The following is a 21,278-nucleotide window of genomic DNA, read 5'->3' on the forward strand; positions in this document are numbered from 1 at the left end:
ACACCCCGCCGATCGTAGGGTAAGTACGACGATCGACGGGGTGCGCGCTCCCCGGTGCCCGCCCCGTCCGGTGGCGGGGACGGGGTCTCACCCCGTGGCGAACACCCCGATCCCGTTGGCGACCATGCGTTCCGAGCCGTCGCTGGGGTGGTTGCGCACCGTGACCCGGGTCGCCCCCGCCTTACGGGCCGCGAGGGTGGACGAGCCGCCGCCGTCGAGGTTGAACCCGTCGTCGGCGCCCGCGTCCCGCAGCTCCCGGGCCAGCTCCGCCATGGTCAGGCCCTTGCGGTAGGCGCTCGCCCCGTCCACCGCGAACAGCAGCAGCCGCCGCCCGGCGGCGTCGATGCCGACGGCCGTCCGCACGGCCGACGCCGAGGTGTCCAGCCCGCTGAGCGGCGCCCCGTCCCGCAGCACGGGGTGCCCGCCGATCGCGAACCGGTACGCCACCCCCGCCACCGACGGAACCAGCCGGTGGCGCACCGTCACCCGGTCGCCGACCGACAGCTTGCGCAGCTCACGCGCGCCCGCCTCCCGGCCGACCAGCACGGTCGTGCCCTGGAGGACACGTCCGTCACCCGGGGTGGCGCGGGTGGCGACGACCTCGCCGCCGCGCACGGTCACCTCATGGGTGTCGTCGCTGCACGGATCGCCGCGCTTGGTGTCGCTGCCGCAGGTCGCGCGGACCCGGGAACGGCTGCCCCAGTCGGCGGTGAACGCCCCGACCGAGCCCACCTTGAGGGCGTACTGGTTCAGGCCGTGCAGCTTCAGCGTGCCGCCGGGGGTGGTCACCGCGCCGTCGAGCCGCAGCCGGTCCAGCCGCGCCCGGCCTTCGGTGTCGACCCCCAGCACGTCCTCGGTGCTGGTGCCGGGCGGCAGCGACGGACCGAAGCGCTGCTTGCGCGGGACGGCCGCCTTCAGCTCCCGTCCCGCGGCGATCGCGGGGCCCACCGGCGCGTAGGTGGGGGAGACCCCGGGGTGCTGCGCCTCGGTGATGTTGAAGAAGTCGCCGTTGACACCCGCGATCGCGCCGCCCGTGTTCGCGAGCGACGAGACGGTGGCCCGGCCGCCCACCACCGAGGGGTAGAGCAGATCGACCTTGACCCCGGGGTCGCCCAGATCGACGGTCAGCAGATGGGCGTGGGTGGTACCGCGCGGGGTGCCGATGTCGTAGTGCCGGTACGTCACCCCGGTGGCGATCCGCTCGGTCACCCCCAGCAGACCGTGGGCGCCGGGCGGGGCGCCGTGGACCTTGACGCTTCCGGGGCGCTTCGCGGCGCCCGCGAACGCCTCGCCCGCCTGGGCGCCGCTGGCCTGCGGCGCGGCGGACAGCGCAGTGCCGGTCAGGGCCGCACAGGTCAGGCCCACCGCCAGCAAAGCCTTGAACCGCCCGCGTTCACGGGTGCGGGCGGCGGGTCCGTCGTGGCGCTCCGTACCGAGCCGGGGTGGGGCTCCCGTACCGCGTTCTGTCACTGATCGCGCTCCTTCCGCCGGCCGCCGCGCCAACTTCTGTCCGGAAGGCCGGTTTTCGGTCGGTGGGCGAGTCCATCAGAAGGAGGGCCGTGTCAGGGGTGACTACGTGCCGACCAGACGCGAACGGATCAGAAATCGCACTCCTTCGGGTGCCTCCAGGGAGAAGCCGCCACCGCGCCCCGGCACCACGTCGACGATCAGCCGGGTGTGGCTCCACAGCGCGAACTGGCTGCGCGACATCCAGAACGGGACGGGTTCGCCGCAGCCCTCGACGTCGAGCTCGGCGAGCAGCACATCGGAGTCACCGGTACGGAACTCACCCGCCGGGAAGCACATGGGGGCGCTGCCGTCGCAGCAGCCGCCCGACTGATGGAACATCAGCGGCCCGTGCTCCGCGCGCAGTCGGCGCAGCAGCTCGGCCGCGGCATGGGTCAGCTCCACCCGGGCGGGCGGGGGGCCGGTGGGGTCCGTGCTGTCCATACGGTGTCCCGGGGCTCGGCTACGGGGGGCGCGTACGGCCCGTCCGGTGGGCGGACCACGGGTACGCCGTCCCGGCCCTCGCGCGGCCCTGTCGATGGCGCACCCTGCCCGACAGGGTGCCGTGCCCGACGTTGCGGGGACGTTGCGGGTCAGCCGATCCGGGCGACCGCGCCCCAGCCGACATCCGCCGTACTCCTCAGGGTGCTGCCGTCCGGACGCCAGCGGGGCATCGGGACGAGGCCGGGCGGGACCAGTTCGAGCCCCTCGAAGAATCCGGCGATCTGCTCCGGGGTCCGCAGCACATAGGGGGTGCCGCCGCTGCCGGCGTACGCGTCGTTCGCGGCGGTGAGCCGGGGCAGCAGGGAACTGGGCGCGCTGTGGCTCAGCACCAGCAGACTGCCCGGCGCGACCGCCCCGACCAGCCGTTCCACCACGCCGTACGCCTCGTCGAGATCGCTGATGTGGCCCAGCATGTCGCTGAGCACCAGCGCCGTGGGACGCCCGAGGTCCAGGACGCGCGCGGCCTCGGCCAGCACATGAGCGGTGTCCCGGACATCGGCGTGGACGTACGCGGTCGCGTCGTCGGGCGCGCTGTCCGGACCGGATACCCGGTGGGCCGTGACCATCGGGTCGTTGTCGACGTACACCACCCGGCACAGCGGGTCGACGGCCCGCGCGATCTCATGGACGTCCGGCGCGGAGGGCAGTCCCGCCCCCAGGTCGAGCACCTGGCGCAGGCCCGCCCCGGCCAGCGCCCAGCGCACGGTCCGGCGCAGGAACTGACGGCTCGACAGCGCCAGCTCGCGGATCTCGGGCACCTCGGCCGCGAAAGCCTCCCCGGCGATCCGGTCGGCCTCGTAGAAGTACTCGCCGCCCTGCCAGAAGTTCCAGATCCGCGCGGAGTGGGGGACGCTCGTGTCCACGCCCGTCGGTGCCCGCCGCGCGGGCGTGGGGTCGGTCACGGTCGGGCTCCTCGGGGCCTGAGCGGATCACACTCTTCGTCACACCCTATTACTTTATGTATGCATATTGCGGAACGCGCGCATTGCGTGGATCGTTGAAATCATGACGGACGACGAGCCCCCCACCCGGCGGCCGGTGCCGCCGGGGGACGCGGGGGCGGGGGAACGCCCCCGGACCCTCAGCCGTTGGGTGGAGGCCGGTCCGGAGGGCCCCCGGCAGGCGCGATCCCACACCCGTGCCGCGCTCGCCCGCTGGCGGGTGGACCCGCAGGTCACCGACACGGCCACCCTGCTGATGTCCGAGCTCGTCACCCACGCCGTCCGGCACCGCCCCGCCGAACGCGGTCTGCCCTCCGACGGCCGTGTCCACTGCCAGGTCCAGCACTGGCCGGGCGGCACGGTCCGGCTCACCGTCCAGAGCGGGCCGTGCGTGTGCATGCCCGGTCAGCGGGGCGCGCACAGCCGGGAGAGCACACCCGGCTCGCCGCACTCGCTGCGCGAGCACCCCCGGGGGCTGGAGATCGTCGAGGCGCTGTCCGGCGCCTGGGGCACCCGGGACTCCGACCATCACCAGGTCGTGTGGGTGGAGCTGTAGCCGTGGAGGGGGAGCGGCGGCGTCGCCGTCCGGGCGGGGAACCGCCCCCGTCACCCGGTGGGGCCGCGGCCCCGCAGCCGGGTGACCAGCGCCGCCTTCGGGCGGTAGGCCAGCGGCATCCGCAGGCCCGCGCCCAGCGCGGCCAGCACCTCCTCCTCGGCGGCGGAGTACGCCGCCGCGTCCGCGAGAAGCGTGGCCGCCTCGTCCGGCGCGTCCGGCAGGGCCACCGCCCCGCCGTCGTCCAGCAGGACGGGCGTGCCGTCGGTCAGGGGCACGCCGCCCGGTGACACCGGGCCGCCCACCTCCGCGACATGGACCCCGGTGCCCGGTCCCGCCGTCGCCTCGCCGAGCGCCCATACGGGCAACGCCAGCCGCTCCAGCGCCGGGACGTCCCGGACCAGGCCCTCCACCAGCGCCCCGCACGCGCCGCGCGCGAGGGCCGCTTCCGTCAAGATCTCGCCCCACACCGCGCCGGGCACGTGCGACGCCCCGGCGATCACCAGCACCCGGCCCGTCAGATCCTCCCCGAGCAGCGACCGCAACGGGCCCAGCCCGTGCGGCCCGGGGCCCGGGGCCAGCCGGACCGTACGGGCTGCCGCGAGGACCGGGACCGCCGGGCCGCGCCGGACGGGCCGCAGCGGCGGGGTCAGCCAGCCGGCGGCGCCCCGCAGCTGGAGGACATCGGCCAGCGCGGTGGCCGCCGGTAGCCGGTCCGGTGACGCGAACGGAAAACGCCAGGTCGTCATGGACGGCCCCCTTCGGTGAGCCGGAACTTGCGGATCTTCCCCACCGAGGTGCGCGGCAGCTCCGGCACCCGCTCGAACCGCACCGGACGCTTGGACTTCGCCAACCGCCGCGCGCACCACGCGGCGAGGTCGTCCAGCGCGTCCGGCGCGCAGTCCGGTACGGCCACCACATACGCCACGGGCACCTCGTCACGCACCGGATCGGGCTCACCGACCACCGCCGCCTCCAGGACCGCCGGATGGTCCGCCAGCACCGCCTCGACCTCCACCAGCGACACGTTCTCGCCGGACACCTTCAGCACATCGCCGCGCCGCCCCGCGAAGAAGAACCTGCCCCGCGCGTCCACCCGCGCCCGGTCCCCGGTGGCGAACCAGCCGTCGCCGAACGGGAACGACGCCGCCGTCGTCACCGGGTCGTCCAGATACCCGGCGAACAGCGTCCGGCCCGGCTCACCCCCGACGAACACCTCGCCCTCCTCGCCGGTCCCGGCCGTCCGGCCCGAGTCCGGGTCCCGTACCGTCACCCGGCAGCCCAGCGTGGCCACCCCCATGGAGCGGGGCTGTGGGCCGACCGCGCCGTTGGTGAGCACCGCCGGAACGGTCTCCGTCATGCCGTACAGCTGACGCGGACGGCAGCCGATGAGGGCGGCGAACCGCTCGTACTGCTCGTCGGTGACGTTCTGCGCGTACCAGCAGTGCGTGACGCACAGCCCGCTCACCGGGGTCGCGCCGCGCGCGAGCACCATCCGGATCGGCGCGGCGAACAGGCTCAGATGGGTGGCCCGGTGGCGGGCCGCCTGGCCCAGCAGCCCGCTCGCGGAGAACCGCGGCATCAGGGCGACACTCGCGCCCCTGGTGATCGCCGGGGCGAACGAGTAGTACTGGGCGTTGGCGTGGAACAGCGGCAGCACCACGAGCTGACGGTCCGTCGTCCGCAGCGCCGAGGCCGCCGCCATCACCTCCCCGGCGAACACGTAGTTGGCCTGGGTCACCATCACGCACTTGGGCGCGGCCGTCGTCCCCGAGGTGAACATCAGCCCCAGGACGTCGTCCGCCACCGTCTCGGACTCCCGGACCCGCTGTTCGCCCGTCAATGTCGACAACTCGACATCCGTGAGGGGTGCTTCGTACGCCGTGGCACCGGCCGCCGACGCCCCCCGGCGGTACTCGGCGTACTGTTCGGGCCCGCAGAACCCGAGCCGCGCACCGGTCCGGCGCAACTGCTCCGCGAACTCGGGGGCCCGCGCCGACGGATCGGAGCACACCATCGCCGCGCCCAGCCGGGCCAGCGCCAGCCACAGCGCCACGAACGCCGGGCAGTTGGGCAGGGCCACACCCACCCGGGAACCCCGGACGACCCCCCGTTCCCGCAGGCCCCCGGCGACCCGGGCCACCAGGTCGTCGAACGCGCCGTACGTCCACCGGGTCACGCTCCCGTCCGGGGCCTCCCAGACGAGGAACGTCGTCCCGGGGAGGGCCGCGGCGGTGTCCGCCCAGCGGTCCGCGAAGGTGGGTGGTGTGCCGGCCATGTCAGCCTCCGGTCCGATGCGGATGGGGTACGTCAGGGTGCCGGGAGCCCGGGGCGGCCCGCCGGTGTGCGGGGACACCCCGGGCGCCCGGGGCGCGGGTCACACCGCGGCGGTCGCCGGGACCGGCCCGTACCCGCCGCCGCCGGGCAGCTCCAGCCGGACGACGTCCCCGGGCTGGAGCGTGATCCGGGCCTGGGTGCGCACCGGTTCACCGTTCACCAGGAACCGGCCGGTCGCCCCGGCGCCGCCGCCGAAGACACCCAGAGGTCCCCGGGCCAGCCGGGAGGTGACCGCGTTGAGGACCCAGGGCGAGGGCGAGTCGACGGTGAACTCGATGGTCTGGCCCATCCCGCCGACCTGGGCGCCCTTGCCGCCCGAACCCCGGCGCAGCTCCTTGCGCAGGAACCGGATCGGCGCGGACGCCTCCACCACCTCCAGCGGCACCGCCGACACACCCGTCGGGTACGACGTCGTCGACAGGCCCGGCTTGGTGGCCCGCGCGCCGACCCCGCCCGCGTAGGTGAACATCGCCGTGATGAACGGCCTGCCCTCCGCATCATGGCCGCTGACCTGCATCGTCCACACCGCAGCCGAACCCTCCGCCATCACCGCGTCGGGCAGCGCCTGCGACATCGCCTGGAGCAGCGGCATCGGCAGGAACATCCCCACCACATGACGGGCCGTGCACGGGGACGGCGGCCGCGCGTTGACGATGCTGCCCTCCGGCGCCTCCACCGAGATCGGCGCCAGCGAGCCCGCGTTGTTGGGGATCTCCGGGTTGAGCAGACTGCGCAGGGTGAACGTGGTGTACGCGTGGGTGTAGTTCTTGACGACGTTGATCCCGAACGGGCTGGCGCCCGACGAACCCGCGTAGTCGACCAGGATCTCGCCCTTGTCGGCGTCCACGGTCACCGCGACCTCGATGGTGATCTCCGAACCGTCCGCCAGGTCCAGCACCGACGACGCCCGGTACACCCCGCCCGGCAGTTCACGGATCGCCCGCCGGGTGGCCTCCTCCGAGCGGCGGATCACCTCGTCGGCCAGCTCCTCCACGTCCGGGAGGTCGTACGAGTCCAGCAGGGCCTGGAGCCGGACCGCGCCCACCTCGCCGGACGCCATCTGCGCGTGCAGATCACCCGCCATGTGCTGGGGCTGGCGGACATTGGCCAGGATGAAGTCCCACACCGGTTCGTTGCGCACCCCCGCCGTCATCAGCTTGCTGATCGGTATCCACAGGCCCTCCTCGAACACGTCCCGGGCGCCCGCGCCGATGCCGTACCCGCCGACATCGGTGTGGTGGATCGTGGAGCCGAAGAAGCCGATGACCCGGCCGCCCCGCCACACCGGGACCAGCACCGTCACATCGAGGAGCTGACCCGCCGTCTGGTACGGGTCGTTGGTGATGAGGACGTCCCCCGGGGTGAGGGAGTCGACCGGGTGCCGGTCCAGGATGTTGCGGCACGCGATGGCGAGGGAGTTGATGTGGCCGGGCGTCCCGGTCACGGCCTGCGCGACCATCCGGCCGCGCCGGTCGAACAGCGCGTTCGCGAGGTCGCCCGCCTCCCGCACGATCGGACTGAACGCCGACCGCTGAAGGGCCTTGGCCTGTTCGTTGACGGTCGCCACCAGGGAGCCCCACAGGACTTCCAGCTCGATGGCGTCGAAGGTACGGCTCATGCGGAGACCTCCTCGTTCTGCTCGACGGTGACAGGCCGCTCGGCCGGCGCGGTCGCGGTCGCGACGATCGACCCGTCGGCGGCGACCTCACAGCTCCAGCCGCCGGGGATCACCGATGTCGTCTCCCGCTCCTCGACCAGCGCGGGCCCCTCGAAGCGGTCGCCCGCGCCGAGTTCGGCCCGCCGGTAGACGGGTACGGGTACGGGCTCCTCGCCCCGGCGGAAGCGGGCGGGACGGTGCCGGTCCGGCACCGGCGTACCGCTGCCGGCGGCCACGGCCGGTACCTCGAACCCGGGGGCGTCCGACCAGGCGGCCACCCGCCAGGTCACGACCTCGACCCCCACATCGGGGATGCGCAGACCGTAGATCTTCTCGTACTCGCCGTGGAACAGCTCCAGGGTCTCCGCCAGCGACGACGGCCAGGCCGCGCCCTCGCCCACCCACAGCGTGATCTCGTTGCCCTGGCCCTCGTAGCGGGCGTCCAGGCCGTAGCGGAAGCGCACATCCCCCGAGGCCGCGCCCGCCGCCGCGAGCACCCGGCGGCCCTCCTGGCGCATGTCCTCCAGAAGCAGGTCGCGGTCGGCGTCGACCCGCCCGTCCAGGGCACGGACCATCGACCGCGCCAGGTCGATCCGGACCGGGGAGACCAGCGTGCCGAACGCGGACAGCACACTCGCGTTCACCGGGAAGATCACCCGGGGCGCCTCCAGCAGCGTCGCCACCCCGCACGCGTGCACGGGTCCCGCGCCGCCGAACGCGATCAGCGCCACGCCCCGCAGATCGATACCGCGCTCCACGGCGTGCATCCGGGCCGAGGCCGCCATGTTCTGGTTGATGACCTCGTACACCCCGACCGCCGTGTCGTCGGCGGACGCGCCGAGCCGCTCGCCGAGCGGCGCGAACGCGTCGCGTGCCCCCGCGAGGTCCAGGGGCATCTCACCGCCCAGGAAGTACTCCGGGTCCAGCAGGCCCATCACCAGGTCCGCGTCGGTGGTCGCCGGGACGGTCCCGCCCCGGGCGTAACTGACCGGGCCCGGGTCCGCGCCCGCCGAGTCGGGGCCCGCCTTCAGCAGGCCCAGGCCGTCCACCCGGGCCAGGCTGCCGCCGCCCGCGCCGATCTCCACCAGGTCGACCGAAGGGATCGAACAGGGGTAGCCGGAACCCTTCTTGAAGCGGTAGACCCGCGCCACCTCGAACTCGTTGGTCAGCTCGGGCCGGTAGTCCTCGATCAGACACGACTTGGCGGTCGTGCCGCCCATGTCGAAGCAGAACAGCCGCTCCTCGCCGAGCCGCCGCGCGTACCAGACACCCGCCAGGGCGCCCGCCGCCGGACCCGACTCGACCAGCCGGATCGGCACCCTGCGGGCGTCGTCCGCGGAGACCACACCGCCGTTGGAGAGCATCATCAGCACCGACGCGCCGAACCCGGTCTCCGTGAGCCAGTCCTGGAGCTCCTTGAGATACGGGCCGATGACCGGCATCGTCGCCGCGTTGCACACCGTGGTGATCATGCGCGGGTACTCACGGATCTGCGGTGTCACCTCGTGCGAGGCGCACACCGGCACCCCGAGCCGCTTGGCCAGCCCCTCCGTCACCAGCCGCTCGTTCCCGGCGTTGGCGTACGAGTTCAGCAGACAGACCGCGACCGCCTCGACATCGTGCCGGCGCAGTTCCTCGGCGAGGGTGTCGAGCCCCGTCTCCGTCGGCCGGGTGAGGACCGTACCGCTCGCCGAGGTCCGTTCGTTGATCTCGAAGACCAGGTCGCGGGGGATCGGCGGCGCGGGGAACTCGATCTGGAGGTCGTACATGTCGTAGCGGTGCTCGCTGCGGATCTCCAGCGTGTCACCGAAACCGTCGGTGGTGACCAGGGCCGCGCGGCCGGTCTTGCCCTCGATCAGCGCGTTGGTGATCAGGGTGGTCGCGTGGACGATGGGGCGGGTGATGTCGCCGGGGGAGATCCCGGCCTTGTCCAGTGCGGACAGCACACCGGCCCGGACGCCGCCGAGCGGCGCGGACGGGGTGGTGAGCGTCTTCTCCACGACGACACGTCCGGTGTCGGCGTCGAGGAGGACGACATCGGTGAAGGTGCCGCCGATGTCCACGGCAAGGCGCCAATCAGTCACGTCTGGCCTCTTCTCTGGTCGTGGCGGGAAGGAGGGTCCGTCCCGGTCCGGGGGTCATGCGGGGTCGGGCTTCGGGGGCAGCAGGGTGACGTCCCGGTGATCGGGCACCGGGCCCGCCGAGGGCTCGTCCGGATGGCCGGACAGCACCTCGGCCGCGGCGGTCAGATGCCACTGCCACTCGGGGGGCAGGCTGTCGGCCGGGTAGATGGCCTGGACCGGGCAGACCGGTTCGCAGGCGCCGCAGTCGACGCAGTCGCCGGGGTGGATGTACAGCATCCGGTCCCCCTCGTAGATGCAGTCGACGGGGCACTCGTCGATACAGGTGCGGTCCTTGACGTCGACGCAGTTCGTCCCGATCACATAGGCCATGGGCACCTCCTGGGGCGCGAAGGGGGACGGGGAGAGGGCGGCCGGGGGGAGCGGGGGCGGCGGTGGGCCGGGCGGCGGCTCATCCGGCGGTCCAGGTGTCGCGGCCGGTCAGCAGCGTGTCGAGATCGCGGCCGGCGCCGTCGGCCGCGGCCCGGCGCAACTGGTCGGCCACCAGCCGGTCGTACGAGGGCCTGGCCACCGAGCGGAAGACGCCGACCGGGGTCGGACCGCCGTTCTCCGGCAGCCGCGACAGGGCGAACGCGCCCGCCGGGTCCGGGTCATGGGCGTCGTGCACCACCTCGCCCGGTGGTTCCGCGCCGTCCCGGCCGGCCGGGGTCAGCGCGCCGGACGGCCCGCGTACGACGGTCCGCGCGCCCCCGGCGCCGTACCGCAGCGGCGCCCCGTGGGTCAGCCGCAGCAGATGGTCGTCGCGGGTCGCCCGGTTCTTGAGGACCTCGAACGCGCCGTCGTTGAAGATGTTGCAGTTCTGGTAGATCTCCACCAGCGCGGTGCCCTCGTACCGGGCGGCCTCCCGGAGCACCGAGGTCAGATGCGCGCGGTCCGAGTCGATGGTGCGGGCCACGAACCCGGCACCGGCGCCGAGCGCCAGACCGACCGGGTCGAACGGGGTGTCGACGGAGCCCATCGGTGACGACTTGGTGATCTTCCCGGGCTCCGAGGTCGGGCTGTACTGGCCCTTGGTCAGGCCGTAGACACGGTTGTTGAACAGCAGGATCGTGATGTTCACATTGCGGCGCAGCGCGTGGATCAGATGGTTGCCGCCGATGGACAGGGCGTCGCCGTCCCCGGTGACCACCCATACCGACAGATCCGGCCGGGACACCGACAGACCCGTGGCGATCGCGGGTGCCCGTCCGTGGATGGAGTGCATACCGTAGGTGTTCATGTAGTACGGGAAGCGGGACGAGCAGCCGATCCCGGAGACGCACACGATGTCCTCCCGGCGCAGCCCCAGTTCCGGCAGGAACCCCTGGACGGCGGCGAGGACGGCGTAGTCGCCGCAGCCGGGGCACCAGCGGACCTCCTCACCGGAGCGGAAGTCTTTCGCCGTCAGCTCCAGCGCCGGGCCCCGGGCGCCAGGTGGCGTGGTCACCGTCTCAGACATCGCAGATCACCTTCTCGACGGCCGTCCGCAGATCGGCGGCCTTGAACGGGGTCCCGCGCACCTGGGTCACGGACACCACGTCGACCAGATAGCGGCCACGCAGCAGCAGGGCGAGCTGACCCAGGTTCATCTCGGGCACCACGACCCGGTCGTAGGCCGCGAGGATGTCCCCGAGTTCCGCGGGAAAGGGGTTGAGGTGCCGCAGATGGGCCCGGGCGACCGGGCGTCCCGCGGCCCGGACCGCGTCGCACGCGGCGGCGATCGGCCCGGCGGTCGAGCCCCAGCCGAGCACCAGGACCCGGGCGTCCCCGCCGGGGTCGTCCACCGTCAGCGGCGGCAGGTCCCGGGCGATCCCGTCGACCTTCGCCTGCCGCACGCGCACCATGAACTCGTGGTTGTCCGCGTCGTAGGAGATGTCGCCCGTCCCGTCGGCCTTCTCCAGCCCGCCGATCCGGTGTTCCAGACCCGGGGTGCCGGGCACCGCCCAGGGCCGGGCCAGGGTGACCGGGTCCCGCAGGTACGGCAGGAACCGCGGCGATCCGTCGGCGGCCGTGCCGTTGGGGCCGGTCGCGAAGGAGAACACGGCCGACAGGTCCGGCAGTTCGGCGGCCTTCGGGACGAGCCACGGCTCGGAGCCGTTGGCGAGGTATCCGTCGGACAGCAGCACCACCGGGGTCCGGTACGCCAGAGCTATCCGTACCGCCTCCAGCGTCGTGTCGAAGCAGTCGGCCGGGGAACTCGCCGCGAGCACCGGCAGCGGCGACTCGCCGTTGCGGCCGTGGAGCACCTGGAGGAGATCCGCCTGCTCGGTCCTGGTCGGCAGCCCGGTGGAGGGCCCGCCGCGCTGGACGTCCACGACGACCAGCGGCAGTTCCAGGGTCACCGCGAGCCCGACGGCCTCCGCCTTGAGCGCGATCCCCGGCCCCGAGGTCGTGGTCACCCCGAGCGATCCGCCGAACGCGGCCCCCAGCGCCGCGCTGACGGCGGCGATCTCGTCCTCCGCCTGGAAGGTGGTGACCCCGAGGTCCTTGTGCCGGCTCAGCTCGTGCAGGATGTCGGAGGCCGGTGTGATCGGGTACGAGCCGAGGAACAGCGGCAGCCCGGCCCGCTGGGCGGCGGCCACCAGTCCGTACGACAGGGCGAGATTGCCGGTGATGTTCCGGTACACACCGGGCGGCGCGGGCGCCGGGGCGACCGTGCAGGTCACGGCGAACGCCTCGGTCGTCTCACCGAAGTTCCAACCCGCCCCGAACGCGGTGAGGTTGGCCCGCAGGATCTCCGGCTTCCGCGCGAACCTCCGTTCCAGATGGGTCCGGGTGCCCTCGGTCGGCCGCTGGTACATCCAGGACAGCAGCCCCAGCGCGAACATGTTCCTGGCCCGCTCGGCGTCCTTGCGGGACAGCCCGGAGTCCTTCAGCGCGGTGACCGTGAGGGTGGTGAGCGGCACCGGCCGCAGCACATACCCGTCCAGCGTGCCGTCGGTCAGGGGATCGGCCTGGTATCCCGCCTTCGTCAGCGCGCGCGGGGTGAACCGGTCGGCGTCCACGATGATCTGGGCGCCGTCCCGCAGATGTCCGAGATTGGCGCGCAGCGCGGCCGGGTTCATCGCGACGAGTACGTCCGCGCTGTCGCCCGGGGTGCTCACCCCGTGGTCGGCGAAGTGGAGCTGGAACGCCGAGACCCCGGGGAGGGTGCCGGCGGGGGCGCGGATCTCGGCGGGGAAGTCGGGCAGCGTCGCCAGATCGTTCCCGAAGGCCGCCGTCTGCGCGGTGAACCGCTCACCGGTGAGCTGCATACCGTCACCGGAGTCACCGGCGAACCGGATCACCACCGAGGGGACGGCTCTGACCTGCTTGGACATGATCGCGACTCCTGAGATCGCAGGGAGGTCCCGCAAGGGGGCTCCGGGGTGCCCGGTCCGGTGGGTAACCGTGTCTCGCGTCGTCCGGTGCGGACGCCCGGGGCACCGGCCGTACGGGACGCGGCCCGGGACGCCGTACCGGATACCGCACCGGAACGCCCGGCGCGGGCCGGGGGAGAGACATGGGGTGGGAAGGCCGTGGGCGGGAGGGCCGGTCCCGGTGGGCCGCGCGACCGGGGCGTCGGCCCACCGGGACCGGGCGCCGGGGCCGGCGGGAGTCCGTGCGGGGAACTCCGCGGGCCGCTGCGGCGCGGGCCTGCCCGGAGGGTACGGGCAAGCCGTCCGGGCCGCCCGGGACCGGGGCGGAGGCGGCGGCCAGGGGCGAAAAGGGGAGGTGGTGGGCGGGGGTGGCCGCGCCCCGTACGCGTGATGGGCATCGACCGCGCGGGACACGGGACCCTTCAGGTCCCGCACACGGTGCGTACGGGGCGCGACCGGTCCGGTCAGGTCCCGTGGACCGCCTCACGCAGCCGCGCGACCAGTTTGTCCGGCGCCGCGGACCCCCAGACGTTGCGGCCGAACGCGACACCCGCGCCGCCCGCCTCGACCACGCCCCGGGCGAGCGCGACCACCTCGTCCTCGCTGTCGGTCTTCGGACCGCCGAGCGCCACCACCGGCACCGGGGTCGCCGCGACGACCTCCGCGAACTCCTCCGTCGGACCCGGGCACACCGTCTTGATGATGTCCGCGCCCAGCTCCGCGCCGATCCGCGCGGCCCGCGCCACGTTCTTCGTGGTCCACGGCACCGCCTTGGCCCAGCCGCCGGGGATCATCTCCGCCATCACCGGCAGACCCAGCAGCTCGCACTCCGAGGTGAGCCGGGCCAGCCGCTTCAGCGACAGATCCTCGTCGGGCGCCCCGGGGAAGGCGAGGACGACCACGCAGTCCGCGCCGATCCGCAGCGCCTCCTCCGGCAGATGCATGATCGCGTTGACGTCGCCGGAGGCGAACTCACCGATCTCGGAGGAACCGCCGTCCACCCGCAGCACCAGCCCCGCGCCGGCGAACACCTCGGCGTACGCACGGGCCAGATGCCAGGTCGCGAGGACCGCGTCCGGGCGGCCCTGCGCGATCCGCGTCATCGGCTCCCCGAGCGGCGGCCCCTCACCCATGTACGCGGCGTGGTCGATGGCCGCGAAGACGGCCCGGCCGTCCGCGCCGAACATCCGGCGCATCCGCCGGAGCTTGCCCGCCCCGAGGGCGGAATGGGTCTGCACAATCGTTCCTTTCGTCGCTGTACACGTCATCCGGGCGGCGGTCCCGGCCGGCTACCCGTCCTGCTCCGGCCGGGTCCGCCACCGCCGCTGCTCGGTGCTCTGCCGCTGGAAGGTGCCGCTGTCCCAGTAGTCGACCCGGTGCGCGATCTCCCCGCCGCTGACCCGGAACCGGAACATCCCCCGGATCCTGATCCGCGGCCGGTGCGCGGCCCCCGACCAGCGGAACGTCATCAGATACGCCACCGCGGCCCGGTCACCGTCCACGATCAGGTCCTCGACCTCGTACCGCAGTTCCTCGAACTCGGCGAGGAATCCCGTCAGCCGCTCCCGGTACGCGGCCCGGCCGCGCACACTGCGGCCGAGCGACGCGGTGTGCTCGTTGTGGAAGTCCGCGGTCACCCGCCCCGCGATCCGGTCCGGGTCCCCGCTGTTCAGCGCGGCGATATAGCGTTCCACGGCCTCCCGGGTCCGCTGCGCGGTACCCGCGCCGGCGGCCGGGGCGGACCCGCTCACCGGTCCCCGCCGGAGCCCCAGAGGGTGCGGACCTCCTCGAACACCCGCTGATTGTGGGAGATCTCGACGACATTGCCGTCCGGGTCGTTCAGCGCGCAGATGTAACCGACCGGCGGCGGCAGCTCCATCGGCTCCCAGTGCAGACAGCCGGCCTCCCGGGCCCGCGCCGCGGTGTCGTCCACGTCCGAGCGGTTCGGCACCTCCATGCCGAGGTGCGCGAACGGGCTGAGCTGCGGCTGCTTCCTGCCCTTGTCCTTGTCGAACCCGACGAGCACCAGCACGAACGGCGTCTCGACCTGGCCCTGGTTGGACAGCCACGCGTTGGCGCCGTCCTTGTCCTGGTGCCGGGCCACCACCACCAGCGGGGTGAAGGACGTGTAGAACTCGACCGCCGCCTCCAGATCGCTCGTCGGAAGCGCGATATGGGTCCAGCGGGCCTCGGTGAGCTTCCTGCCCGGTTCCGTGTCGGCCACGGTCACCACTCCTCTTGTCTCTCGTTCCTCGGCGGCCCCGCTCGCGGCCGTACCGGCCGCCGCTGCCCGTCCCCTCAGCCGACGGGTCCCTCGAACTCGTCCGGCGCCAGCGGGGTCGCCACGTCCTCGCGGATCTGACGCATCATGTGCCGGGCCCGGCCCTCCCAGGTGCTCGGCGGGCCGACCCGGTAGAACGGTGAGCGGAGGTTCTCCATCAGGACGGTCACCATGTCGGTGTCCTCCTTGTTGGTCAGCTCCAGATTGACCAGTTCCCGCTCCTGGAGCCCGATGTCCTCGGTCAGCCCGTAGATCCGCGACACCAGCCGGCTCCGGTCCGGGGCGATCGGGTCCACCCGCACCATGATCAGCTGCGAGGCGTACGGCAGCGGCGTCAGGTTCGGATAGACGAACTCCGCGTAACTGCCGCGCAGATCCTCCTCGTTCAGGTCGGTGCGGCCCAGCGACAGATCGAAGTTGTCGCTGTGCGGCTTGTAGCCGCTGGTCGTCCGCCCCTGGAAACGGACGATGGTGTCCATCTGCTTGCGCACCTTGTTCAGCCGCCGGTGCACGAACCGCACGTGGTAGTCGTCGTTCGAGTTCTCGACGAACACCTTCCAGTTCATCGGGTACTCGTCGTTCAGCTCGCGGTGGTAGCGGTGGTACCCGTCGATCCGGTACGCCTCGTAGCGCGGCAGCAGCGGCGCGATCCACTCCTCGAAGGAGGGCGCCCTGCGCGACAGACAGGCGAACACCAGCTTCCCGAAGGCGATGTGCACCCGGATCGGCACCAGCCCGTACCGGTCCATCGGGAAGTCCGGGCCGTACATCCGCTCCCGGTCCGGGATCGACAGCAGCTTTCCGTCCAGGCCGTACGTCCAGGCGTGGTAGGGGCACGCGAACGCCTTGCCGCAGTTCCCGGCCGGTTCGAAGGCCACCCCGGAGGCGCGGTGCCGGCAGTTGTTCAGGAAGCCCTTGACCGAGCCGTCCCGCTGCTTCACCACCAGCACCGACTGGGTGCCGATCCGCCCGGTGATGAAGTCGCCCGGCTTCACCAGGTCCTCGGTGTCCCCGAGCCACACCCAGGACCGGCCGAACACCCGGATCATCTCCAGGTCGAACAGTTCCTGGCTCCACACCTCCCACGGCTGGAGCATGTCGCTCGGCAGGGGTGACTCGACGAGTCCGTCGCTCTCCCGCGCCGGCCCGGCGGCCCGGCCCGCGGCCACCTGCTCGTCCAGGGCGAGTTCCGAAGCGGTCATCCGGTCCAGCACGGCTTCCTCCCCAAACACTTGACTTGCTTGCACCGACTGCGTGCTCTTGATGCTTGCGATGAGCTCGAAGGTAGGTCCGCGGCCCACCGCCCCGGTATGTGCTTCAGGCACGAACCTGGGCCGCCCTTGCTGCTCCCCGGCCACATCGGTACGCGCGGGGCGAGCTGTCAGGCTCGGGACATGGATTCTGTGAACCTCGGCGGTACAGGACTGCGGGTCAGCCGCCTCTGTCTGGGCACGATGATGTTCGGCGCCTGGGGGAACCCGGACCACGACGCCTGCACCCGGATGGTGCGTACCGCGCTGGACGCGGGCATCGGCTTCATCGACACCGCCGATGTGTACGCCTTCGGCGAGAGCGAGGAGATCGTCGGCCGCGCGCTGAGGGGCCGCCGTGACGAGGTCGTCCTCGCCACGAAGTTCGGTGAGCGCACGGACCCCGACGACCCGCGCACCGGTGGCGCGTCCCGCCGGTGGATCGTGCGGGCGGTCGAGGACAGCCTCCGCAGGCTCGGCACCGACCGGATCGATCTCTACCAGCTGCACCGGCCCGACTTCGGGACCGCGCTCGACGAGACACTCGGCGCCCTCGGCGATCTGGTGCGCCAGGGCAAGATCCTCGCGATCGGCGCCTCGGCCACCCCGCCGGACCGCATCGTGGAGGCCCGGTGGACCGCGGAACGCCACGGTCTGGAACCCTTCGGCACCGAGCAGCTCGGGTACTCCGTCCTCGCCCGGCACGCGGAGGCGGCGGCCCTGCCCGCGTGCGGGCGGCACGGGATGGGCGTGCTGGTGTACAGCCCCCTGAACGGCGGATGGCTCACGGGGAAGTACCGCGCCGGGGTCCCGGCCCCCGCCGACTCCCGGGCGGTGCGCAACGCCGGGCACTTCGACCACGGGCAGCGGGGTGTGCGCGCCCGCAAGCTCGCGGTGGTCGAGGAGATCGCCCGGCTCGCCGAGGAGTCCGGGCACACCATGATCGAGCTGGCGCTCGGCTTCGTGCTCGCCCATCCCGCGGTGGGGTCCGCGATCGTCGGACCCCGCACCGAGGAGCAGCTGGCGGCTCAGCTCTCGGCGGGGTCGGTACGGCTCGCCCCGGACGTGATGGACCGGCTCGACCAGCTGGTCGCCCCGGGTACCGACCTCAACCCCGGGGACGCCGACCAGACGTCCCCGGCGCTGACGGACGCCGCACTGCGGCGCCGCGCCCACGCGCTGCCCGAAGGCGCGCTGCCCGGGGGCGGTGCCTGACCGCCGCCACGCGACCGGGCCGGGCCGCCCCGTCCCGGGCGGCCGGGCCCGAGGACACGGCCGCGGCCGGGCAGCGGACGAGCCGCCTCGGCCCCCGCCGGACGGCCCCGCGCATCAGGCGTCGGCCGACCCCCTGACCCCGGTCGGACACCCGGCTCCGGCCGGGACCCCGGTCGTACGCGGGGTCCCGGCCCGGACGGTCCCCCGCGAGGTCCCGGCCCGGCAGTCGCCGGCGTCAGGAGTTCGCCCGCCACACCACGATCTGGTTGCCCCACGGGTCGAGGAACGAGGCGTGCCGGCCGTTGAACTCCTCCCAGTAGGTCTGCTCCCACAGGGCCGTCGCGCCCAGCAGGACCGCCTTGTTGAGGTAGTCGCCGGGCGGACCGTCCACCAGGATGTACACCCGGGTGTGCAGACCGGAGCGGGGCTGCGCGGGCAGCGGCGCCGGGTCCGGGTGCTGCTCCGTCTCGCTGAACAGACCCAGGTGCAGCCCCTCGCCCGGGACCACCTGATGGAAGACGCCCTGGGGGCGCGGGTTGATCGTCCAGCCGAACAGCTCACGGTAGAACGCCGTGGACGCCTCTACATCGGTGCTGGGGAGGTCGACGAAGACAAGGGTGTTGGCCATGGGGTGGTTCCTCGGTTCCTGGGATCGTTTCGGTTGCTCTGCCGACCGCGTCCGGTGCCCGGCGGCGGTCACCCGGTCCGCGGCGCGTGACCGCTCCTGAAGTACGTCCCCTTGTCACGCCACAGGACGACCTCGTTGCCCCACGGGTCACGGAACGCCGCGCAGCGGGCCTCGAACTCCGCCCACGGCTTCTCCTCCCAGAGCACCGTGGCGCCACCGGCGACGGCCTTCTCCAGACAGGCCGGCGGCTCGTCGACCATCACATAGATCCGGGGCACCGGACCGGTGACCGGACGGTCCTCCCGGTGGATGCCGAGATTCGGCTTCACCCCGGGCAGCACCTCGTGGAACTCCCCGGCGGGGCGGCGGTTGAAGGTCCAGCCGAACAAATCGGCGTAGAAGCGCGAGGTGGCCTCCACATCGGGCGTCGGCAGATCCATGAAGATCACGGGATTGGGCATCGGGACTCCGTTCTCCGGGCGGGACGGACAGGGGCCACCGGGCGGCGGCCCTTCACGCGGCGGTGGAGGTGTTCACCGGAGCCGACAGACGCGCCACCTCCGCGTCCCCGAGCGCCAGGAAGAGCCGCAGCCCCTCCGCGTACACCGGGTCCGGCTCCGGATCGATCACGGTCATCGGCGGACGCGGCCAGTCCCCGCCCGCCCCGGCGCCGGGCACGGGCCACCAGCCCGCCCCGGCGCCCGCGGCGAGCGCCGCCCCGAACGCCGCCACGTCCACCGGCTCCGGCACCTCCACCGGCACCCCGAGGACCGCGGCCTTCACCCCGCACCACAGCCGACTGCGCGCCGGGGACCCCGCGCACACCAGCGTGTCGATGGGCGCCCCGTGCGCGGCCAGCCCCAGCGCGATGTGCGCCAGCCCGTACGCGGCGCCCTCCAGCGCCGCCCGGGTGAGCTCCCCCGGACCCGCCGCCGACGACAGCCCGTGGATCTCGCTGCGCAGCGCGCGGTTCCAGCGCGGCGCCCGCTCACCCTCCAGATACGGGATCACCGTGACGCCCCCCGCGCCCGGCGGCACCCGCGCGGCCAGCCGCAGCAGATCCGGCACGGCCCGGCCGGTCAGGGAGCTCAGCCACTCCAGCATCAGTCCGTGCGCGGCGACCGGCCCGCCGACGATGTCGAGGCCCGGCACCGCGCTCGGCAGCGCGTAGTGGTCGGCGGCCGGTGAACCCGCGGCGACCGCCACCGCGAGGCCGCCGGTCCGGCCGCCCGGGTCCATCGCCCGGCCCGGCCGGTCCAATCCCCCCGCCCAGAACGCCAGATACGCGTCCTGCGCCGCCGCCACCAGCGGAATCCCGGGCGCCATGCCCTCGGTGCCGGTGGTCGTCCCGGTCACCGTGCCGGTCCGGGCGACGGGCCCGTAACCGTCCAGCAGCGGATCACCGGTCCAGCGCGACTGGTACCGGTCCGCCCCGAGCCGGGCTCCGACCCAGTCGTACAGCTGCCACGGTGTGCCGTCCGGGTCGTCCGCGCGCAGCACCGTCCGCTGCGCCTGGTGCTGGGCGACCGGGGACCCCTGCGCCCCCGCTGGATGACGGCAGGTCAGGGCGGTGACCGGGGAACCGCCGTCGGACACCGCGACCGTCGTCGGGCTCTGCCCGCCGAAGGCGAGCGCCACCGGACGGGCCGCCGCGGGCAGTCGCGCGGCCAGCCGGCGCACCGACTCGACCGCACCGGCCAGCCAGCCCGCCGGATCGGCGCGTCCCGCGGTCCAGTCCGCGGCACCCGGATAGGGCGCGGTGGCGCTGCCGAGGCTGTTCCCCCCGGGGTCCAGGGCCAGCGCACGGGCGGAGTTGCTTCCCAGGTCGACCCCGACGACGACCGGGGCGGACACGGGCGGCACGCTCAGCCGCCCACGAGGACACGGTAGACCGGGCTCTTCGCGGCGAGCCGGAGCGCCGCGTCCGCCTCCGCCAGCGGGAACTCGGCGGTGACCAGCGCGTCGAGGTCGGCGGCGAGCCGCCCGGAGGCGATCAGGGCCGCCGCCTCGGTCCAGTCCTCGGGCTCATGGCTGAACACCCCGAGGACGGTCAGCTCATGGTGGTGGATCGCGTCGGGGCCCACCCCCGCGACGAGTTCCTTCGGGAACGCGCCGAACAGCACCACCGTGCCCCCGTCGTCGCACAGCGCGAGCGCCGTCTCCAGCGCGTCCGGCGCACCCGCCGTCACGAACACCAGATCCTGCTTGCCGCCCGTCGCCACCGCCGCGTCCGGGGTGCTCGTCCAGTCGGCCCCGGCGGCACGCGCCTCCGTCAGCCGGTCCTCGCTGATGTCGATCAGCCCCACGGACGCCGCGCCCCGCAGCTTCGCCAGCGCCAGATGCAGCCGCCCCATGAAACCCGCGCCGACGACGGCCACCCGGTCCCCGGCCCGCAGCCCGCCGAGCCGCGCGGAGTGCGTGACACACGCGAGGGGTTCGCCCATGACCGCGTGGCGCACCGGCGCCGCACCCGTCCCGAACGCCTGCGCGGCGGGCACCCGGACCAGCTCCGCGAGGCCCGCGCCCATCGAGACGGTGCCGTCCGACAGCGCGCCGCCCTGCGGGCGTTTGCACAGGGCGCTGCGCCCCCGGCGGCACGAGACACACGTCCCGCAGCGGGTCAGCAGATCGAGGGTGACCGTGTCACCGACGCGGGGCGAGCCGGGCAGCCCCTCGGCCTCCGCGCCGACGGCGACGACCTCGCCCGCGACCTCGTGCCCGGCGGCGACCGGATAGACCGGCTTGGTGCCCAGATAGAGCCTGCGCTCCATGGTGCACAGACCGCAGGCCCTGATCCGTACGAGCACTTCCCGTGCTCCCGCGACCGGATCGGGCTCCTCCCGCAGCGAGACCTGTTCGGCGGCGGTGATGACGGCGATCTTCATGAGAACGACTCCCGGTGCTAGGGGATGCGAGAGGACGGAACG

20 protein-coding genes are annotated in these 21,278 nt (G+C 73.5%); 2 read left to right on the forward strand and 18 right to left on the reverse strand.

Annotated elements, in window-relative coordinates:
* Positions 1-87: 87 nt before the first annotated feature.
* The 3 genes from OG711_RS34855 to OG711_RS34865 all read right to left on the reverse strand — a co-directional run bounded on the left by OG711_RS34855 (position 88) and on the right by OG711_RS34865 (position 2,912).
* On the reverse strand, positions 88-1,371 hold the full coding sequence (locus OG711_RS34855; RefSeq protein WP_405675087.1) for a phosphodiester glycosidase family protein: 1,284 nt from the start codon (positions 1,369-1,371) through the stop codon (positions 88-90).
* A 201-nt stretch (positions 1,372-1,572) separates the two neighbouring features.
* A complete protein-coding gene (locus tag OG711_RS34860) occupies positions 1,573-1,950 on the reverse strand; it encodes a DUF779 domain-containing protein (RefSeq protein WP_099282929.1) in 378 nt (125 codons plus the stop codon).
* A gap of 149 nt (positions 1,951-2,099) precedes the next feature.
* Positions 2,100-2,912 carry an SAM-dependent methyltransferase gene (locus OG711_RS34865; RefSeq protein ID WP_329562616.1) on the reverse strand — a complete coding sequence of 271 codons (813 nt, stop codon included), beginning with the start codon at positions 2,910-2,912 and terminating at the stop codon, positions 2,100-2,102.
* 103 nt (positions 2,913-3,015) lie between these two features.
* On the opposite strand from OG711_RS34865, the gene OG711_RS34870 reads away from it, so the two are divergent.
* On the forward strand, positions 3,016-3,507 hold the full coding sequence (locus OG711_RS34870) for an ATP-binding protein (protein WP_099282931.1): 492 nt from the start codon (positions 3,016-3,018) through the stop codon (positions 3,505-3,507).
* Between the two features lie 50 nt (positions 3,508-3,557).
* On the opposite strand, the gene OG711_RS34875 is transcribed toward OG711_RS34870, so the two are convergent.
* From OG711_RS34875 to OG711_RS34925, 11 genes are all read right to left on the reverse strand, one after another.
* On the reverse strand, positions 3,558-4,253 hold the full coding sequence (locus tag OG711_RS34875) for an RraA family protein (RefSeq protein WP_329562618.1): 696 nt from the start codon (positions 4,251-4,253) through the stop codon (positions 3,558-3,560).
* Positions 4,250-5,782 carry a class I adenylate-forming enzyme family protein gene (locus tag OG711_RS34880; RefSeq protein ID WP_329562620.1) on the reverse strand — a complete coding sequence of 511 codons (1,533 nt, stop codon included), beginning with the start codon at positions 5,780-5,782 and terminating at the stop codon, positions 4,250-4,252. Before OG711_RS34880 ends, OG711_RS34875 begins: the two co-directional genes overlap by 4 nt.
* Positions 5,783-5,881: 99 nt before the next feature.
* Positions 5,882-7,459 carry a hydantoinase B/oxoprolinase family protein gene (locus OG711_RS34885; RefSeq protein ID WP_329562622.1) on the reverse strand — a complete coding sequence of 526 codons (1,578 nt, stop codon included), beginning with the start codon at positions 7,457-7,459 and terminating at the stop codon, positions 5,882-5,884.
* A complete protein-coding gene (locus OG711_RS34890) occupies positions 7,456-9,582 on the reverse strand; it encodes a hydantoinase/oxoprolinase family protein (protein WP_329562624.1) in 2,127 nt (708 codons plus the stop codon). The genes OG711_RS34885 and OG711_RS34890 overlap by 4 nt, the downstream gene beginning before the upstream one ends.
* Before the next feature lie 54 nt (positions 9,583-9,636).
* A complete protein-coding gene (gene fdxA, locus OG711_RS34895; RefSeq protein WP_099282936.1) occupies positions 9,637-9,951 on the reverse strand; it encodes a ferredoxin in 315 nt (104 codons plus the stop codon).
* Positions 9,952-10,030: 79 nt separating this feature from the next.
* Positions 10,031-11,077: a 2-oxoacid:ferredoxin oxidoreductase subunit beta gene (locus OG711_RS34900; RefSeq protein ID WP_329562627.1), complete on the reverse strand. Its 1,047-nt coding sequence runs from the start codon at positions 11,075-11,077 to the stop codon at positions 10,031-10,033.
* Entirely contained in the window at positions 11,070-12,938 is a 1,869-nt protein-coding gene (locus OG711_RS34905) for a 2-oxoacid:acceptor oxidoreductase subunit alpha (protein ID WP_329562629.1), read from the reverse strand. The genes OG711_RS34900 and OG711_RS34905 overlap by 8 nt, the downstream gene beginning before the upstream one ends.
* A gap of 503 nt (positions 12,939-13,441) precedes the next feature.
* The gene (locus OG711_RS34910; protein ID WP_073789061.1) at positions 13,442-14,215 is read right to left on the reverse strand and encodes a class I fructose-bisphosphate aldolase; all 774 of its coding nucleotides are present in this window, start codon (positions 14,213-14,215) and stop codon (positions 13,442-13,444) included.
* A gap of 51 nt (positions 14,216-14,266) precedes the next feature.
* Positions 14,267-14,728, reverse strand: coding sequence for an ester cyclase (locus tag OG711_RS34915; RefSeq protein WP_073789059.1), 462 nt, complete (start codon positions 14,726-14,728; stop codon positions 14,267-14,269).
* Positions 14,725-15,201 (reverse strand): VOC family protein, encoded by a 477-nt coding sequence (locus OG711_RS34920; protein ID WP_073789272.1) that lies wholly within the window; start codon positions 15,199-15,201, stop codon positions 14,725-14,727. Before OG711_RS34920 ends, OG711_RS34915 begins: the two co-directional genes overlap by 4 nt.
* Positions 15,202-15,275: 74 nt before the next feature.
* Complete coding sequence (locus OG711_RS34925; protein WP_329562635.1) at positions 15,276-16,472, reverse strand: aromatic ring-hydroxylating oxygenase subunit alpha; 1,197 nt, start codon at positions 16,470-16,472, stop codon at positions 15,276-15,278.
* 180 nt (positions 16,473-16,652) lie between these two features.
* On the opposite strand from OG711_RS34925, the gene OG711_RS34930 reads away from it, so the two are divergent.
* Positions 16,653-17,723, forward strand: coding sequence for an aldo/keto reductase (locus OG711_RS34930; protein ID WP_329562637.1), 1,071 nt, complete (start codon positions 16,653-16,655; stop codon positions 17,721-17,723).
* A 235-nt stretch (positions 17,724-17,958) separates the two neighbouring features.
* Here OG711_RS34930 and OG711_RS34935 read toward each other — a convergent pair whose 3' ends face one another.
* The 4 genes from OG711_RS34935 to OG711_RS34950 form a co-directional block, all read right to left on the reverse strand.
* Positions 17,959-18,351, reverse strand: a complete 393-nt coding sequence (locus tag OG711_RS34935) for a VOC family protein (RefSeq protein ID WP_073789053.1) — start codon at positions 18,349-18,351, stop codon at positions 17,959-17,961.
* 68 nt (positions 18,352-18,419) lie between these two features.
* Positions 18,420-18,812 (reverse strand): VOC family protein, encoded by a 393-nt coding sequence (locus OG711_RS34940; protein WP_329562640.1) that lies wholly within the window; start codon positions 18,810-18,812, stop codon positions 18,420-18,422.
* A gap of 52 nt (positions 18,813-18,864) precedes the next feature.
* A complete protein-coding gene (locus OG711_RS34945) occupies positions 18,865-20,205 on the reverse strand; it encodes an FGGY-family carbohydrate kinase (protein ID WP_329562642.1) in 1,341 nt (446 codons plus the stop codon).
* An 11-nt stretch (positions 20,206-20,216) separates the two neighbouring features.
* Entirely contained in the window at positions 20,217-21,236 is a 1,020-nt protein-coding gene (locus OG711_RS34950; RefSeq protein WP_329562644.1) for a zinc-dependent alcohol dehydrogenase, read from the reverse strand.
* Positions 21,237-21,278 lie beyond the last annotated feature (42 nt).

The organism is Streptomyces uncialis, assembly GCF_036250755.1.
GTDB classification, from domain to species: domain Bacteria; phylum Actinomycetota; class Actinomycetes; order Streptomycetales; family Streptomycetaceae; genus Streptomyces; species Streptomyces uncialis.